12 protein-coding genes are annotated in these 18,769 nt (G+C 48.4%); 10 read left to right on the forward strand and 2 right to left on the reverse strand.

Annotation, left to right across the window (positions count from 1 at the left end; genetic code table 11):
* Nucleotides 1-40 precede the first annotated feature (40 nt).
* The gene (locus Q366_RS03215) at nucleotides 41-1,750 is read right to left on the reverse strand and encodes a hypothetical protein (protein WP_035236222.1); all 1,710 of its coding nucleotides are present in this window, start codon (nucleotides 1,748-1,750) and stop codon (nucleotides 41-43) included.
* Nucleotides 1,728-3,773 carry a FapA family protein gene (locus Q366_RS03220; protein WP_035236224.1) on the reverse strand — a complete coding sequence of 682 codons (2,046 nt, stop codon included), beginning with the start codon at nucleotides 3,771-3,773 and terminating at the stop codon, nucleotides 1,728-1,730. Before Q366_RS03220 ends, Q366_RS03215 begins: the two co-directional genes overlap by 23 nt.
* 290 nt (nucleotides 3,774-4,063) lie before the next feature.
* Here Q366_RS03220 and Q366_RS03225 point away from each other — a divergent pair, with 290 nt between their 5' ends.
* From Q366_RS03225 to Q366_RS03270, 10 genes are all read left to right on the forward strand, one after another.
* Nucleotides 4,064-5,161 carry a fumarate reductase cytochrome b subunit gene (locus tag Q366_RS03225; RefSeq protein ID WP_084691683.1) on the forward strand — a complete coding sequence of 366 codons (1,098 nt, stop codon included), beginning with the start codon at nucleotides 4,064-4,066 and terminating at the stop codon, nucleotides 5,159-5,161.
* Nucleotides 5,162-5,176: 15 nt separating this feature from the next.
* Nucleotides 5,177-7,147, forward strand: coding sequence for a fumarate reductase flavoprotein subunit (locus Q366_RS03230; protein ID WP_035236227.1), 1,971 nt, complete (start codon nucleotides 5,177-5,179; stop codon nucleotides 7,145-7,147).
* Nucleotides 7,147-7,881 (forward strand): fumarate reductase iron-sulfur subunit, encoded by a 735-nt coding sequence (locus Q366_RS03235; protein WP_035236229.1) that lies wholly within the window; start codon nucleotides 7,147-7,149, stop codon nucleotides 7,879-7,881. The genes Q366_RS03230 and Q366_RS03235 overlap by 1 nt, the downstream gene beginning before the upstream one ends.
* A gap of 149 nt (nucleotides 7,882-8,030) precedes the next feature.
* Nucleotides 8,031-9,638, forward strand: a complete 1,608-nt coding sequence (locus Q366_RS03240; protein WP_035236232.1) for a fumarate hydratase — start codon at nucleotides 8,031-8,033, stop codon at nucleotides 9,636-9,638.
* 143 nt (nucleotides 9,639-9,781) lie between these two features.
* Nucleotides 9,782-10,294 (forward strand): dihydrofolate reductase family protein, encoded by a 513-nt coding sequence (locus Q366_RS03245; RefSeq protein ID WP_035236235.1) that lies wholly within the window; start codon nucleotides 9,782-9,784, stop codon nucleotides 10,292-10,294.
* 184 nt (nucleotides 10,295-10,478) lie between these two features.
* Entirely contained in the window at nucleotides 10,479-11,828 is a 1,350-nt protein-coding gene (locus tag Q366_RS03250) for a multiheme c-type cytochrome (protein ID WP_035236238.1), read from the forward strand.
* A 63-nt stretch (nucleotides 11,829-11,891) separates the two neighbouring features.
* Nucleotides 11,892-12,458, forward strand: a complete 567-nt coding sequence (locus Q366_RS03255; protein ID WP_035236319.1) for a manganese efflux pump MntP — start codon at nucleotides 11,892-11,894, stop codon at nucleotides 12,456-12,458.
* Nucleotides 12,459-12,489: 31 nt separating this feature from the next.
* Nucleotides 12,490-13,767 carry a DNA-methyltransferase gene (locus Q366_RS03260; RefSeq protein WP_084691684.1) on the forward strand — a complete coding sequence of 426 codons (1,278 nt, stop codon included), beginning with the start codon at nucleotides 12,490-12,492 and terminating at the stop codon, nucleotides 13,765-13,767.
* A gap of 331 nt (nucleotides 13,768-14,098) precedes the next feature.
* Entirely contained in the window at nucleotides 14,099-16,084 is a 1,986-nt protein-coding gene (locus tag Q366_RS03265) for a cache domain-containing protein (protein WP_169742921.1), read from the forward strand.
* A gap of 596 nt (nucleotides 16,085-16,680) precedes the next feature.
* On the forward strand, nucleotides 16,681-18,465 hold the full coding sequence (locus Q366_RS03270) for an SLC13 family permease (RefSeq protein ID WP_035236321.1): 1,785 nt from the start codon (nucleotides 16,681-16,683) through the stop codon (nucleotides 18,463-18,465).
* Nucleotides 18,466-18,769 lie beyond the last annotated feature (304 nt).

Here is an 18,769-nt window from a genome sequence, read left to right on the forward strand (position 1 = left end):
CTTGTCTCTAGTTTCTTATAAAACGCACTATGTCGGGGCATCAGACCGACGCTTTGGTTTTTTCCAGCAAATCATTAAGTAACTGCCCTGCTTTTTCGATATAAGATCCCGGTAAAAGGTCTGCCATGGCCTTGCCGTTTGCAAAGTGCATAAGCATGGCCTGGGCAAAATACCTGTTGGTCATCAGAAACTGGGTGAAATGAGGCACCTTGGGCCTGGGCTTGGCAATGATATAGGTATCAAAAAATGTCCGGTAAAATTCCCTTTGGGGCCGGTAATGGACGGCAAAAGCCTGAAGCCGTCTACTGATTTCGGGAATGGCATCCTTGGGCGGTATTTTTTTGCCGGCATATTCTTCAAGGGGAAAAAAACTTTTTTCCATAAGTACGGACCGTATGCGGATCATGATCTCCCGGTCCTTGTCATGGGTCACGTCACAAACCATGTCACAAAGACTCAAAACCGCTTCCAAGGATTCAAGATCGGTTTTAAGAATCAATGCGATATACGCGATTTTTACATCCTCTTTTTCATGCGTAAACTGGGACTGATCCGGATCAAGGTTTTCAATGGCCCGCCGGATTTCAAACAATGCCCTTTCCACCCGTTCCAGATCGGCACGGGTGTTGCTTTTTTCCATGGACACCTGCCTAATTTTATCTGCAAGCGCCTTGAACATCAGTTGAAAAAGATCATTCACAGGGGCCTGAAATTCCGGGGTATGGGTAAATTCCCGGCAGAACCGCGTGATGTGGGGTACGCTGAATAGGATATTCATTCTATACCGCAGGGCGGAGATAGCTGTCTGGTGCGGCATTTCCCCCTGTTCAAGCGCTTTGGGCCATACTTCGAAAAACAGCCACTGCATATTTTGCCTGAGCTTGGAAAATGTATCGCCGATGATGGATTTGGAAGGAAGGTCCAGAATCTGATGCAGCTGGTAAGTCATGGCCAGGAACCGGTCTATTTTTTTTAACACACCATAGATGACGGTATCCAGCCTATCCATGGACTTGAAGTACTCTTTTTTGTTTTCCTGGTTGGATACGGTCCGGGCACGCGTATAAAGCAATTTGGTAAAGATCTCGTTGTGGCCGTCGATCTCTTGCCGGGATTTACTGATGATGGACACCAGGGTTGTTTTTTCCATGCGCGGCAGTCTGGCACCGGCCAGCCGGCAGATCAGGTCTGCGTCATTGATATCCTGGATGTATTCAAACCAGGGCTTGTCCTGTGCCAGGCTGAAAATAAGCCCTTTCAGGGTGTTGGATACAAGGTGTTTATAATCCCTGCCCGCTGTGCTTTGTTTGATAATGGACTGCATATCAGGGTTAAGCAGGCTGTCGTCCTGGCTTCCTATATTGGTTTTTACCAGATGAAAATAGGTAATGATGACATTGGTGGTGAGCAGTTCAATGGTGGTTTTATTGTCCGCCTCCTGGATGTCATTCTGGGAAATGCTGACCCCCAGATCAAATGAGACAGCCGGCAGATCAAAGATCAGTATTTTAAATAATGTACAAAGTTCCTCGATATACTGATTCGGCAGCACAAATTGCGCTTTTCCCATTTCTTCAAGGAAAAAACGGGTAATTTTTTTGATGGGGACAAGGGGATAGCCGCGCTCGTCTTCAGGATATTTTTTTACAGGCGTCAGGCCTTCACCACCCCGGCGTATGATTTCCGGCATGTCATTGGTATACAGCCTGTCCCGGAACGTCTGAATTTTATTTTCGGTTAGTATTGTCAACGATGTCTATTCCCGATGCCGTGTCGCCACCGGTGGTGACACGGGTCTGAAAAATTTTTACATTATTTCTGATCTCAAGAATTTCCATTGATACATCCGGACCGTTTATCATGGTTCCCGGAATGACCCGGCCTGAGACAACCGCCTGGGCCACCCCTGGATTGTGTTGCTTCCACTGGGTGAAATTGCCCTGTTCGCTTCTCAATTTTTCAAGGGTGTTTTCCAACTGGGCTGCTTCGACTTTAAATTTTTCTCTCTGGCTTTTTTTCTCTTCAATGCGGTCAAGCATCTGGTTCAGCTCTTTGTCTAAACGCACCAGCAATCGCTTGTTTACCTGGATCTGGGATTTAAGTCCGCGTGCAGAGGAAGCACCCGGGCTTTTTGACAACAAAAAATTTTCCTGCCTTGCATGATCGATTTCGTGAACCAGTCTCAACGTATTTGCTGTTCTACGAAAAATTTCTTTAGACAGGGAATCCAGCTCTTCATGGATCTTTTCCTGCCTTTCCATGATGTGTTCAATTTGGTTCGAGATACTTTTCAGTTCCCGGTCAGTAAAGGTGTCAACACCAAAGGTAACGATGTTAGGCACAGATTTTTCAGTGCCCAGATGCTGGGCAAAAAGCCCTTTGTTGCAGGTGATGTCCGAAGAGATAATTTCACCGGTTTTGATCATTACCGCACCGGAGGTGATGATCCGGCTGTCCAGAATCTCTTTGTCCACGAAGAGGTTGCCCAGGCAGTAAATAGTGGCGTTCTGTACAAACCCTATGCTGACATTGCCCCGGGCATATACATTGCCGCTGATCATCCCGTTGGAAACCGTAACATCCCCTGTGGCATGGATTTTTCCGCCGTCCACCGTGCCGACATGGATCACATGGCCCATGGCTTTGAATCCGGCCTTGAGTGTACCTTTGATGACGATATCTCCGTTGTAATTAATGTTACCGGTTTCGAAACTTACATCCGTGGGCACGGTAAAGGTACCGCGTATCTGAATTTTGCCGGATTGATCAAGTGACGGGGTGCCGCTGATTTGGGCATATGCTTCAAGGCCGCCGGAAGCGCAGACAACCCCTGTGCCGGATTTCAGGGGCCGGTCAGCCACGGCAGGGCCAGGAATAACCTGGTCAAAAACATTTCTTCCCTCACTGGCTTCAGTCATAGGGAATTTTTTTGCCAGCAGACACCCTTTTTTCACCCAGGGGATAGGGCCTCTGTCTTTGAAATCCATGTTGCCGTCTTCATCAATGCCCACTGCCTTGAGAGGGTCTGTGTCGAAAAAATATTCGATCCTGGCATTTTTACCCGGTACGGGATCAGTTCCCTTCGCTATCCGGAACGGACGGGTCCTGAATTCCGAAGAAGCGATGAATTTTTCCACCTCAAATGGTTCAACCAGGCCGTAAACAATGCCGTTATCCTCGAGCTGTTCCATGATTTCAGCGGCAGTCACCGTGTCTTTAAACTTACCGGTTTTTCTTATAAATGCCGTCATACCGGAGACATCAACTTCCAGCATCACGCCACAGGCAAGCTCCCTGGTCAGCGAGTAATCTATCTGTTCCGCCCCAGGCTGTTCCGCCCCAGGATCTGCCAAAGGCTTGGATGCCCGGGCAGGGCCCTGGGCGGGCTGCACTTTTCGAAGCGGCTGTATAATCTCCTGGTACTGTTCCTGGGTAAGTGTCTGGTCTTGTACCCATATTTTACCAATAAACTCGGGTTGTCTGTTTTCCGCGATTTTTTTTTTCTGCCGGGCCATTTCCTGGAGGAACTGTTCTTTGCTGGCAAACCCTAGGTCAACGGCACTGTTTCCGAATACCTGACTTTTCTGGATGATTTTTAACGCAGAATAGGTGGCCAGAAGCGCTTTCATTTGCTTGTCGGTAAGAATATTTTCCTTTTCAAAATAGTTCTTTAATGCAAGATCAAGGTTGTCTGCGCCGCGACATGCTTCCAGGGCTTGTGAGCACTGAGCCTTTGTAATGAATTTTTTCTGTAGGGCAAGTTTTTCAAGCATATAGATCGTCTTTAAAAGGAGATTACCATATTGCTGCGGTATCCTGAGGTATCCCAAGGACCACAATTTCTGCTCAATTTATTTCATCTGTGATCCTAACCATCCTGCAACCAAAAACTGCGCCTTTTACCAAGATTCACCCAAGACGGGATTAAATATTGCTATTGTGGCGCATCAAAGGTAAAACTTCAAGAAAAAATAAAATATCCCCTAAGCTTTGGATGGATTCAGGGCTATTTTTCAGGCATAAAGGATGCATTCTAAACGGTAACACCAAGGAGGGTTCTACATTGGAAAGCTACAGCATTGAATCAAACAAGAAAAAAAGCAGGCTTCCGGCCCGGCTGGATTTCCTCCAAAGTGCCACCGGTCTTGTTCTGGGGCTGTTCGTGTGGGTGCATATCGGTTTGGACGCCAGTATCATCATGGGCCCAGACGCCTTTACCTGGGTGTCCAAAAACATGGAACTGGCATTTTTGTCCGACACCGGGCACGGATACCCCATTGCCGTATTTTTCGCCGTGTTCGTTGTGTTTACCTTGTTTATACTCCATGCCCTGCTGGGCATGAGGAAATTTCCCAATTCCTGGAAACAGCACCGCATCATGAAAGACCAGATGGCCATGATGAAGCATCAGGATACCAATTTATGGTATATCCAGATCCTGACCGGTTTTATCATGTTTTTTGCCGGTTCTGTTCATCTTTACACCATGCTTACCCATCCGGGGTCCATTGATCCCTATCTGTGCGCCGACAGAGTGGTGTCGGACAATATGTGGTTTGTCTACCTGATTCTGCTGGTGGCTGTGGCGCTTCACGGCAACATCGGCCTTTACCGGCTGTGCATGAAATGGGGCTGGTTCCAGGGGACTGATTACCAACGCGGCCGGGAAATTCGGGCGAAACTCAAAAATCTGAGAAACAAGCTGATCATTGTTTTTCTGTCTGTGGGACTTCTGGCTCTTCTGGTCTTTGCGATTATCGACCTGCGCCATAAAGGCAGCGAACCCAATCAGCCCTCCTACGCAACCCAGACCCATGAGACTGAGCCCGTAACAGTGGAAGAAGCACCTGAAGAGGCATCCGAAGCCGAATCAGTCCATGGGCAAGCCGCGCCTGAAGCCGACCTAGTGAATGAACAAGCTGAGCCCCTTATCGAAGAAACCGTGATCCATGACAACGCGCCCGCTGTTCAGGAATCTGAACCTGCCCATGAAGACCCACCGGGTGATCAGGAAGCCGTCCGGAAAGACGCTGCAGATAATGATGAACCTGCCCATGAAGCGCCCCGCCAGGACGCCGGATCTTCGGAGTCCGAAGAACAGGCCTCCGAAGGGGACGCCCACCACATTGAAGGCGGTCATGGTCCAGCAGAAACACTCTAAAAAAGGGAAAGCCCAATGAATATCATATATACGGATTCACTCATTATCGGCGGCGGCCTGGCAGGGCTTCGCGTGGCCATTGCAGTCAAGCAACGGGGCTATGATTCCATTATCCTGTCCCTGATACCTGCCAAACGGTCTCACTCTGCCGCTGCCCAGGGGGGCATGCAGGCAAGCCTTGGCGCCTGCGTCAAAGGCGAAGGGGATGATGAAGATATCCACTTTGCAGATACGGTTAAAGGGTCTGACTGGGGATGTGACCAGGATGTCGCCAGAATGTTTGTTAACACGGCCCCCAAAGCCATCCGCCAGCTCTCTGCCTGGGGTGTTCCCTGGTCCAGGATCAGGGGCGGTGACAAGGACATCATTGTTAATGGCAAAAAGGCGACCATCACCGAAAAACATGAGGCCCACGGCCTGATCACAGCCCGGGATTTCGGCGGCACCCAAAAATGGCGCACCTGTTTCACCGCCGACGGTACCGGCCACGCCATGCTCTATGCCATGGGCAACAAGGCCATCCAGATGGACATCCCTGTCCATGAAAGAAAAGAGGCCATTGCCCTGATTCACGAACACGGCGTGTGCCACGGTGCCGTGGTCCGGGATCTGATCACCGGCAAACTGATCGCCTATATTGCCAAGGCCACCACCATTGCCACGGGCGGCTTTGGCAGGCTTTATGCCGTTTCCACCAATGCCGTGATCTGTGAAGGCATTGGCTGCGCCATTGCCCTGGAAACCGGTATTGCCACCCTGGGGAATATGGAAGCGGTTCAGTTTCATCCCACCGGTATTTTGCCGGTGGGTATTCTGGCCTCCGAAGGGTGCCGGGGGGACGGTGGCCTGCTTCTGGATAAGGACGGTTACCGGTTCATGCCCGACTACGAGCCCGAAAAAAAAGAACTGGCCTCCCGTGACGTTGTGTCCCGGCGCATGACCGAGCACATGCGAAAGGGCAAAGGGGTCCAGTCCCCCTACGGTGAGCATCTCTGGCTGGACATCACCCTTCTGGGGCGCAAGCATATTGAGAAGAATCTGCGTGAGATCAAAGAGATCTGCGAATATTTCCTGGGCATTGATCCGGTTTCGGAATACATTCCTGTAAGACCCACCCAGCACTACTCCATGGGCGGGGTCAGAACCAAGGCCACGGGCGAAAGCCCGACCCTCAAGGGGCTGTTTTCGGCCGGTGAAGCCGCTTGCTGGGACTTGCACGGATTTAACCGCCTGGGTGGCAACTCTGTTGCTGAAACCGTTGTGGCCGGCATGATCGTGGGTGAATTTGTGGCTGACTATTGTGCGGCCAGCAGTCTGAAGATCTCCACCACCACCATTGAACACTTTGTGAACCGTGAGCAAAAAAATATTGGAGACCTGCTCACCCGGGCGTATGGAGAAAACCCCTTCGCGCTTAAAGCTGAGATGCAGAAAATTATGATGGACAAGGTGGGAATTTTTCGCAACGCATCGGATCTTGCGCAGGCTGTGGAAGCGCTCAAAAAGCTCAACCAGCGGGCAAAAAATATTGCCTTGCGTAACAAGACCTCTTCAGCCAGCCCCGAACTTGTGGAAGCCATCCGGGTGCCCAAAATGATCAAATTGGCCCAGTGTGTGGCCTATGGCGCCATGCTGAGAACCGAAAGCCGCGGGGCCCATGCCCGGGAAGATTTCCCGGAAAGAAACGACCGCGACTGGCTCAAACGCACCCTCACCTCCTGGACGGACGACAACGCAGATCTGCCGGACATCACCTATGAAGCACTGGATGTCATGAAGATGGAACTGCCGCCGGGTTCCAGGGGATATGGTGCGGACAAGACCATTGTTCATCCGGATACGGAAAAACGCGTGGCCCGGATCCAGGAGATCAAAAAGGCCAATAAAAAGGCAGACCGCTTCGAAATGCAGGAGCTGCTTAATCCCACGTCCATTCCGGAAAAATTTAAAGGCAAAAACGAACGTATCGGCAGGGGGTATAAATAATGAGCCCGCAAGAAAGAATTTTAAAATTTGAGATATTTCGGTACAACCCTCAGAAAAGCGGCGATGCACCGCGCATGGTAACCTATGAGGTCACCGAAACCCCGGGGATGAGCATTTTCATTGCATTAAACGAGATCAGGGAAATTCAGGACCCCTCGTTGCAGTTTGACTTCGTCTGCCGGGCCGGGATCTGCGGCTCCTGCGGCATGGTGATCAACGGCAAACCTGATCTGGCCTGCCGGACCCTGACATCAAAATTTGAGAATGGAGAGATTACCCTGCTGCCTCTGCCCGGGTTTGAACTCATCGGTGATCTGTCCGTGAACACGGGCAAATTCATGCAGGCCATGAGCAAACGGGTGGAATCCTGGATCCATGATATTGAAACTGACGATATGGATTTCAACAAACTGGAAGCGCGCATGGATCCCGATATCATGGATGAGGTATATGAGATGGAACGCTGCGTGGAGTGCGGGTGCTGCGTGTCTGCCTGCGCCACAAAACGTATGCGGCCGGATTTTCTGTCCGCCGTAGGGTTCATGCGCCTGGCCCGGTTTTATCTGGATCCCAGGGACAAACGGACCGATGAAGAATTTTACGAGATCATCGGTGATGACGACGGGGTGTTTGGCTGCATGACCCTTCTGGGATGCGAGGATCACTGCCCCAAGAATCTGCCTCTCCAGACCCAGATTGCATTTTTAAGACGCAGGATGGCTATGGTGAACTAGGAACCCGGAAAAACAGAAAAGAAAATTGGACAATTTGTCCGGACTTTTATATTAAATATTTCAAATAATGTCGGCAGGCAGCAAAAGTTTAAGATATGCTGCTTGTCAGATCTTCTAAACAGAGGGACAAACTAAAAAGGGATAAGCGAATGGAATTTAATTATGAACCCATGTTTCCACTGAAAAAAGATGCAACGCAATACCGCCTGTTAACCAAGGATCATGTCCGGGTCAGGGAATTTGAAGGCCGGGATGTCGTCATGGTGGAGCCTGTTGCATTGACTCTGCTGGCCAATGCTGCGTTTAAGGATGTGGCTCATCTTTACCGGGCCGGACATCTTGAGCAGGTGCGGGCTGTGATTGATGACCCAGAAAGTTCCGACAATGACCGCTATGTGGCCCTGGAACTTTTGAAAAACGCTGTAATTTCGGCTGAGAAGGTCTATCCCATGTGCCAGGACACCGGCACCGCCATTATTATGGGCAAAAAAGGCCAGCAGATCTGGACTTGGTCCGATGATGAGTGCGAATTGTCCAAAGGCGCCTTTGAAGCCTATACAAAAAACAATTTGCGGTATTCCCAGAATGCCCCGCTCACCATGTACAAGGAAGTGAATACCAAAAATAATATGCCGGCCCAGGTGGAAATCGCTGCGGTCCAGGGTGATGAATACAACTTCCTGTTCATGGCAAAAGGCGGCGGTTCTGCCAATAAAACAGCCCTGTTCCAGATGACCAAGGCCGTACTCAATACCGAAGAGAGCCTGATTAACTTCATGCTCAAGGAAATGAAGCATTTAGGCACAGCCGCCTGTCCCCCCTATCACATTGCATTTGTCATTGGCGGAACCTCTGCGGAACTGAATCTCAAGGCTGTGAAACTGGCATCGGCCCGTTACCTGGATACCCTGCCCACCCAGGGCAGCGAAACCGGCCATGCGTTCAGGGACATTGACCTTGAGCAAAAAGTTCTGGATCGGTCCAGGGACTTAGGTCTTGGGGCACAGTTCGGCGGCAAATACTTTGCCCTGGATATCCGGGTCGTAAGGCTTCCCCGGCACGGGGCTTCCTGTCCCATCGGCATTGGCGTCTCATGTTCTGCTGACCGTCAGATCAAGGGTAAAATCACCCGGGACGGCGTGTTTCTGGAACAGCTGGTTGAAAACCCGGCAGAATATATGCCGGCCAGCGAACCTGAATTGGCGCCCGCTGTTGAGATAGATCTGAACCGGCCCATGGATGAAATCCGGGCTGAACTGACCAAGTATCCGGTATCCACCCGCCTCTCTTTGAGCGGAAAAATCATTGTGGCCAGGGACATTGCCCATTCCAAGTTCATGGAACGTTATGAAGCGGGCGATGGACTGCCCGATTACATTAAAAATCACATCATATATTATGCAGGGCCTGCAAAAACACCCGAAGGTGAAGCCTCCGGATCCTTCGGACCCACCACGGCCGGACGCATGGATCCCTATGTACCCATTTTCCAGAAAGAAGGGGCTTCCATGGTCATGCTGGCCAAGGGCAACCGGTCCCAGGTTGTCACCGATGCCTGCAAGACCTACGGCGGTTTTTATTTAGGTTCCCCTGGCGGTCCGGCTGCACGCCTGGGCAAGGACTTCATTAAAAAGGTCGAGCTGGTTGAATATGAAGAGCTTGGCATGGAAGCCGTTTGGATGATCACGGTGGAAAAGTTCCCTGCGTTTATCATTGTTGATGATAAAGGAAATGATTTTTTTGAAGGATTGGTATAAATATTAATCTGATATTCGATCTGATTTTGTAGAAAAGTCTTTGTTTTTCCACAAAATCAAAAAAGTCAAACAGGACAGACAGCGGCTGCCGGATCTACTTGCGATGCCTGTCTGTCCTGTTTCCATCTGGACAGGGAAATTAAATGGAAGTCATTCTGCTGATCGCCTCAACCGTGGACGGTAAGATTGCCCGGAATTCCAGCCAGTTCGTAAACTGGACCGGTAAAGCCGATAAAAAATATTTTGTGGAACAGACCAAAAAGGCAGGTGTCATGATCATGGGATCAAAAACCTATGACACCATTGGCAAGCCCCTGCCCGGCCGCCTTAATATCGTCATGACCCGGGATAAATCCAGACAAAGTGATCAGGACAACCTGGTATTTACGGATCTGTCCCCGGCCTTGATTCTTGAAGATCTTGCGCTTAGGGGGTATACCAGTGCGGCCTTGGTCGGCGGAGCCACCGTCAACGCATTGTTTGCCCGTGACAACCTGATCACCCAGGTACACCTGACCTTGGTGCCCAAGCTGTTTGGTTCAGGGTTGTCCATATTTGCCCCGCCTCTTGAACTTGACCTTAACCTGTCGTTCGAGTCCAGTCAGGATATCGAAGAGGGACATCTTCTACTTATTTATCGCGTGATAAACCCATGAAAAACAATACCGTCACAGAAAAGAAAAAAAACTTTATTATCCGCTTTTTTGAATGGATCGCAAAAGGGACCCAAAGGGCCAATCAACAGGGCTGTGGCCCCTGCAAATCCTGAACGCCGAAAAAATGACCGGTCCGGCGGACTGGAGAGATTCTTAAAAATTCGGAAAAAAGGAGTATTCAATTATGCACAAAAAACAAAGAATACGGATTGCAGCCGCCTGCTCCGGGCTTGCGTTACTGTGTATTGCACTGGTGTGGGCCGTACCCGTTGACGCCTCTTCCAATGAAAATATCTTTAAACCGGATCAATTTATTGATCCTGAGACCTGCGGGGGGTGCCACGATGAGATTATGGCCCAGTGGCAGGGTTCCATGCACAACCTTTCCCACAAAGATCCGGTTTATACCCGGGTGGCAAAATTTTTCCGCCAGGGCCTGACCGATGCCGGCCAGATTGAGGAGGCTGAGTCCTGCGTGAAGTGCCATACCCCTGTGGGGTATGTTACCGGTTTCCCCCAAAAGGTGTCCGATGATCTATCCCAGACCCGGGAGATCCCTGCCCAGGGTATCCAGTGCGATTATTGCCACGCAGCCGTGGACGTGGCCCGGATGTACAATAACGGACTGGTTTTATCCCCTGGACAGGGCGAGGATAATCCCGGTGTTAAGCATGGTCCCTTTGACGATTCTGAACCTGATTTTCACGATGCCGCTTTTTCAAAACTGCATACAGATTCAAAAATCTGCGGTACCTGCCATAATGTCAAGCATATGGTCTTTGGCACCGACCTTGAAACCACATACACGGAATGGGAAAACAGTTTGTACAACAGTCCTGATCCTGACAAGCATGTACCCTGTCAGGGGTGCCACATGTACCAGCGGCCCGGGGTGCCGGCCACAGGATCGACGGCGCGACCTGACAATCCAGGCAAAGCAGCCGTCGATGCAAAACAGCGGCCCCATATCTTCACCCACAATGTCGTGGGCGCCAACTCAGGCGTGCCGGAATGGTTTTCTGCCAAAGAGAAATCAGCCATGGCTGTGGAACGTCTGACACATGCGGCAGATATTTTTCTGATCATGATAGATAACCACACCGCCCGGGTCGTTGTAACCAATACAGGGGCCGGTCACAGTCTGCCCACAGGAGTTGGGGATTTGCGCCAGGTATGGGTTGAAGTCACCTTGACGGACAGTGACGGAAAACCCGTTTTCCAGACCGGGATTCCCGATGAAAACAATGAACTGCCGGAAAACACTGTGATGTTTAAAACCATTTTGGGAGACGGCCTTGGCAACCCGGTCATCAACATGGCAAAAGCAAAACAAATTTTATCCGACACCCGGATTCCTGCAGGGAAAAGTGCGGTCCATTTATTTAATTTAAGGTCCACGCCCCAAAAGGGGCACACACTGACCGCACGGCTGCTGTACCGGTCCATGCCCCAGAAAATTCTCAATCAGGTGCCCGGACCGCTCCTAGGGCCTTTGCCGGTGGTGGAGATGGCTGCAACACAGAAAACGTTTTGATAGTTTTGATAATGGCTTAAATGACGGCGGCTTTTGTTGCCGCCATTGGATAATAAAATCAAAATGCATTTGTTTGATATCATTGTCATGGCCATCGGGCTGGCCATGGATGCTTCGGCCGTATCCATGGCTGCTGCGGCCTCAGGGTATGCAAAAAACCGGCGGGCAGTCTTCCGCCTGGCCTTTCACTTTGGTCTGTTCCAGTTCATGATGCCGGTGATCGGATGGCTTCTGGGAACCGGGTTTGTTTCATACGTCCGGGCCGTGGACCACTGGATCGCCTTTGCCCTTCTGGCCTTTGTGGGCGGACGCATGGTCCGGGAGGGGATTGCCGGCCCCGGCGACGGCCTTCACAGGGATCCATCCAAAGGCCTGACCATGGTCATGCTCAGTTTTGCAACCAGCATTGATGCCCTGGCCATCGGGCTGGGACTGGCCGTGATGGATATCAATATCTGGTACCCGTCAGCGCTTATCGGTATCATTACCTGTGCCATGTCCGTGGCCGCCATAGGCATCGGAAAACGGGTGGGGGCAGCGTTCGGCAGCCGGATGGAAATTGTGGGCGGAATTATATTAATTGGCCTTGGTTTAAAAATCCTGATTCCCTCGCTTTTCTGGGGGGCCTGATTATTAAAAATCCGGGTTATCTGACTGTCATATGAAAACATTCCATAAACAGTATATCTGCAATGCTGTAAAGATGAAGGAACTGGCTGACTGCAGTGTTAAACTTGTGGTGACATCACCGCCCTATCCCATGATTGACATGTGGGATGAAATTTTCAATCGCCAGGACCGAAACATTGAACAGGCCCTTAAAAAACACGACGGTTTCCAGGCCTTTGAACGCATGCACCAGGTGCTGGACCGGGTCTGGAAAGAGGTATTCAGGGTGCTTTCACCCGGGGGATTTGCCTGCATCAATATCGGAGATGCCACACGTACCCTGGGGGATAATTTTGCCCTTTATCCCAACCACGCCAGAATATTAAATGCCGCCCAAGGCCTGGGATTTACAGCCTTGCCATGCATATTATGGCGCAAGCAGACCAATGCGCCCAACAAGTTCATGGGATCAGGCATGCTGCCGGCCGGGGCCTATGTTACGTTAGAGCATGAGTATATTCTTATCTTAAGAAAGGGGGGGAAACGCGAATTCCCCTCTCCTGCAACCAAGGAAAACCGGCGGCAAAGCGCATTGTTCTGGGAAGAGCGCAACCAGTGGTTTTCAGACATCTGGATGGATCTTAAAGGCACCCGCCAGGCCATGGGAAAACAAAAGAACCGTAATCGCAGCGGGGCCTTCCCCTTTGAACTGGCTTATCGCCTGATCAACATGTATTCCGTGAAAGGGGATCTTGTTCTGGATCCGTTTCTGGGTACAGGCACCACAACGCTTGCAGCCATGGCTGCCGGACGCAATTGTGCAGGATATGAAATAGACCCAAGCCTTCTGGAAAATTTTTATGATAAATGCAATGATTCCCTTGGTCATTTCTCATCTGTCATTCAGCACCGCATAGAAGCCCATAAGGACTTTATCCGGGGGCGTCTGGAAGCCGGAAAACCCATCAAGCATGAAAATACGCACTATGGATTTCCTGTGGTGACGCGCCAGGAAAAAGAACTTGTATTCAGTATCCCGGTATCTGTTGAACAACAGGGTGATGAAAATATAATTGTCAATTACGACATCCCGTCCCGGGAAACCGGGCACACTGCCACTGCAGTCCAAACCACCCCGTCTGTGCCGGGGAGCCCCGGCCGGACCAGACCCCGCTCTGAGACAGGGCTTTTTCAGCTAGCGCCCTGCCGATACACCTCTTTCAAAAGTTTACATTTTCCGATGGATTTTCAAGGTTCACGCCACAGGCCTTGGCAATGGATCTGCACAGATGGACCAATGTTAGTTTTCTATTCGCAAACGGAGAATTAAGTAAAAATATTTGCATCAAAAAAAATGGCTTGTTATATATTTGTATATATAATAATTGGGTGTGAATTTATTCAAGCAACTATTAAAAAAAGGAAGCCGACACATACTGGACAGGGCAGGAAAACTCAATCCCCTTGTTAAAAGTTTCAATGAAATACCAGTTCGGTTTAGAATTTAAGGTTTAACAAGGATGGATACAGACTCTATTTTAACAAAAAAAAATCATCTCCTTAATTTTGCAGATGGAATTTCAGCGTCAAACAAACGGTTCAAAATAATTAATAAACGATGGCGTGGGGTCATGAAATCGGGGATGATTGAAGCCGGGAGAATGAAAAAAGATGCTGCAAAAATGTTTGAGCCCCTTATTCAGGATATGCAGGCAACAATCAGCCAATATGAGCTCATTCAGACCCAAGTAACCGACGCGGTTTTCATGGAAATGGCCAAAAAGGCGATTTCCCAAATTTATGATGCAGCCGGATTCACCATTAATATTTTAAAACGGAATCTATTTGAACGGACCGCCGATGTCGGATACTTATCTACGGATGGAGAGATTATTGAATTTTTAAAATATGCAAACTCAAACAATGACAAAGATGCATCTTTAGAAGAGAAAAAAAAAAAAATCAGGACCCGTCTCGCCGAATACCAGTTTGAGTACACGGTTTATAATGAAATAATTATTCTTGACGTGGCTGGTAATATTTTAGCCAATCTTAACCCTGAAAACAGGGTATCGTTTTCCAAAGATCCGCTTTTGAAACAAACCCAAGACATTGATCTTCACAAAAACATTGATGAAGATAAATATGTGGAAACTTTTCGGCCAACGGATTTGATGCCGGGCCATGGCAACGTGCTGATTTACTCTCAAAAAATTGAAGATCCCAAAAAACGTATCGCATTGGGGACGTTGTGCCTGTGCTTTGATTTTGAAGATGAGATAGCCGGTATTTTTAAAGATTTAAAACAAGGCAATGAGAACATTATCTGTGGGATATTAGATGAGAAAGGCGTGGTTTTAAGTACCTGTAATACAAAAGTTTTGCCCCAAGCCAAAAGGGTGCCCGTCAAAATAGACGCGGAATTCACATTCATGAACCTTGGTGGAAAAGAGTACATCATGAGTACTGTTCCCACAGAAGGATATCAGGGATTTTACGGGCTAACCTGGTATGGTCTTGCCATGATTGAGATGGGACATGTTTTTTCCATGGATCAAAATAATGATGTATTTGAGAAGGAAACAATAGTCGAGATACAAAATTATTTTAAAGACCTTGCCAATATTAAAAACCGATCAGACCTTCTTTTGGAGGATATGAAAAGGGACGGGCTTAACGGCATTATCCAGGCTATCAAATTTCAAGATAAAACATTTGTAGAGATCATTAAATATATAGAAGAAATTGGTACGGAGATAAATAGTATTTTTAATCTCATTTTCAGCAATCTCATGCAGACCGTTGGCACATCATTGTTCAATGAGCTTCAGTTCAGGGCCTTTCAGGGAAATAATATTGCAGACCGCAACCTCTATGAGAGGGCCAATGATGTCTGTTGGTGGGCTCTAACCCCTTTGTTTCGCGAAACCTTAACGCGCAGGGAGACGGGGACCTTTGAAGATCAGGATTCCCAAAATCTCAGAGAACGCCTTCAGTACATTAATGATCTTTACACACCCTATCTGCGGCTTGCCCTCACCGACAAGGCCGGGGAAATTATCGCAGTATCCAACCCTCCCTTGGGCGTAGAAGAACATTTTGTTGAAAATAATTTACCCAAAGGCCAGGAGTTCATCGGCACGAAAATAGATAAAGGCCTTCTGGCGAAAACAATGGCATTGCCTTCCAAACAAGACTATGCAGTCACCGACTTTTTGTCTACCCCACTTTATGGTGCCAGGCCCACTTATATCTATTCGACCGCAATTCGAGACTCCAAAAATATCTCTAAAATCGTCGGAACGATCCTCATTGTTTTTGATGCAGAGCCTCAGTTTAAGGAAATGCTCATGGATATTTTACCCCGAAACGAGGACAAAAAGATTATTGAAGGCAGTTTTGCCTTGTTTGCCGACCGAAAAAAAACAATATTGGCGTCAACATCTCCGGAATATCCAGTGGGCTCTATTCTTGAATTAGATGATAATTTGTTTTCCCTTAAAAATGGAGAACGAGGGGCATCAATCATAACCTTGACAAGCCGTACCTATGCCATGGGTATGCAGGTTTCAGCGGGTTACCGGGAATATAAGCGCACTGACGGTTATCGCAATGATATTCTCAGTATGGTGTTTATCCCCATGTAACAATAAAGGCAATACCGCAAAACTCACCCCGAAGTTGTCTAAATACCGTTATTACCTGGGCAGATAGCCATGGGCCACAAGAACTTTTTGGGCATTATTTTTATTTAAGCAGACCATTGAAATATTTTATTATTGAACTAACTTATAAATCAAAGGCAAGAATAGTTTCCAGTCTAAGTTAAAAATGCAACCTGAATTTATGGAGGTGTATGATGAGATCAGACACTGAAAATAGATGGTGGAATATATTTATACCCGGAGAAAATTCTAAGAATGATGATAATTGTCCAGGTTTTTCAATGAATGACAGTCGATCCTGGCAAAAAGGTCTTGTTAGCCTGTATTGCCCATGTCGAGAAGATTCAATGACATTCGAGTGTCGGATGCTAACCGGAACATGAAATTGTGTTCCAGCGCTCATGGACGTAAATCGCCTTTCAGAAAGTTTAGGAATGAGCACGAAATAAGATGACCAATTAGAATTTCCAAACGTAGGATCTACAATGGCCACCTGTTTTGAAATGGGCAAGTTATTTAAGACTCATTCCTTAAAGGTATCCTGAAAGAGCTTGATTGAAAATAAAGAAAGTTGCCCCATGATGGATATTCCGGTTGTTGCGGTTTCACTTATTCTGGTCCTGACCCTGGGACTTCTGATCTCTGAAAAAATATCAGTTGATAAGACTGCCATCGGGATCATGGTACTTCTTTCCTTAACCGGTATTCTCACCCCGGCACAGGCAGTGTCGGTGTTTGCCAATCCTGCCGTGATTACCGTTGGCGCCATGTTTTTGCTTAGCCACGGGCTTATTCGGACCGGTGCTGTGGGCTTTCTGACAGACCTGGTCCTCAAATTTTCCAAAGGAAACCGCTACTATGCATTCATCATCGTTCTGTCAGGCGTGGCTGTTTTGTCGGCGTTTATCAATAATACACCTGTTGTGGTGCTTTTTATTCCCATCATCATGGCATTGAGCTGTGAATGTGATTTCTCGCCGTCCAAAATGCTCATCCCATTGTCCTATGTTTCAATTTTAGCCGGCACATCCACCCTGATAGGCACTTCAACCAATATTATTGTAAGTGATCTTGCATACAGTGCAGGGTTTAATCCGCTCTCCATGTTTGAACTCAGCCGACTGGGGGTACCCATTGCGGTCATCGGTATTCTCTTTTTATTCCTGGTATCGCCCAGGCTGATGCCTGGCCGGACCGGACCGATATGTGAAATGGATGATGAAAACGAAAATAAATATATTGCCGAATTGATGGTGACTGATAAAAGCCCATTAATCGGAAAAACTGATATTACTGGGTATGTCAGGGAGAATTTAGGACTGAACGTCGTTGAAATTTTCAGAAATGAAAATATTTTTGATCCATCCCGACATGCAGTGGCGTTAGAGCCGCAGGACATCCTTCTGGTCAAAGGGTCGGCACAGGACCTGATCTCCAGCCTGCAAAGCAAAAAGTTGTCATTGGTTTATGGAGAGGAAAATCTTACATTCGGCGGGAAACCAGAAGACGATATTATCGTCGAACTGATTATCCCTCCGCTTTCATCCCTGTTAAGAGAACCTGTGATATCAGTAGAGCTACAGAACGACGCCGATATACGCATTATCGCAATACGAACTCGTATGGGGCATTTTTCCTATCGCAAAATTCAAAGCGTAAAACTTACGATTGGAGATATCCTTCTGGTCCAATGCCCCAGGAACAAGCTGGAGAAAATAAGAAGAAGCGCCGATTTTGTGATCATTGAGGATATTCACCACACGATCATTGACAGGGAAAAGGCCCGCATTGCCTCTGGCATATTTGCTGCCGTGGTTATTGCAGCGACTCTGGGGCTTGGCAGCATCATGGTATGCGCCCTTGCCGGTGTTTTAGCAATGACGCTCACCCACTGCCTGAGCCTGAAAGACGCTTACCGTTCTCTCCAGCCTGAAGTACTCCTTCTGATTATAGGGACCCTGGCCCTGGGCCTGGCCATGCAGAAAACCGGTGCAACCGAACTCTACGCCCATGCGTTCTTAAACCTGTTCGAAGGCAAAGGGCCCCATATTATCCTTTTTGCCATCATCTTTCTGACCAGTGCGTTAAGCCATATTTTAAGCAACAATGCAACGGCTGTATTACTGCTTCCCATAGCCATCGCAACAGCGCTTTCCCTCAACGTTGACCCCAGACCATTTATCATCGGCATCTGTTTTGGTGCCAGTGCCTGTTACGCCAGTCCCATAGGATACCAGACTAATCTGCTGGTCTACGGTCCCGGAGGATACAGATTTTCAGATTTCATCAAACTGGGCCTGCCGTTAAACTTAATTGTCATTGTTATGGCAGCCATTTTTGTCCCTGTTTTCTGGCCGTTTTAAGCCTGTGGATCCCCAACTTTTGTCGAACAGTTTTTTTTCATACCGGTACAGAAATCAATGAATAAGCTTAGCGGTAAAACATGATGGATACGCTATACGCATTTTGTCCAGAAAACGATGAGCCAAACGCGTCGAAAAGATGGGAGACAATAACGTACGGAAACTAATAATTGATTGGCATCTCTATATAAAAACACCCCCCCCCCCCGGGGGGGGGGGGGCGGAATCACTGCCTCCGGGGTTTGTTTTGTCAAGTTTCAATGATTGTTCAGACCCCCGTGAAGACCGGGCTTACAGCCAGGTT

The organism is Desulfobacter vibrioformis DSM 8776 (assembly GCF_000745975.1).
Lineage (GTDB): Bacteria > Desulfobacterota > Desulfobacteria > Desulfobacterales > Desulfobacteraceae > Desulfobacter > Desulfobacter vibrioformis.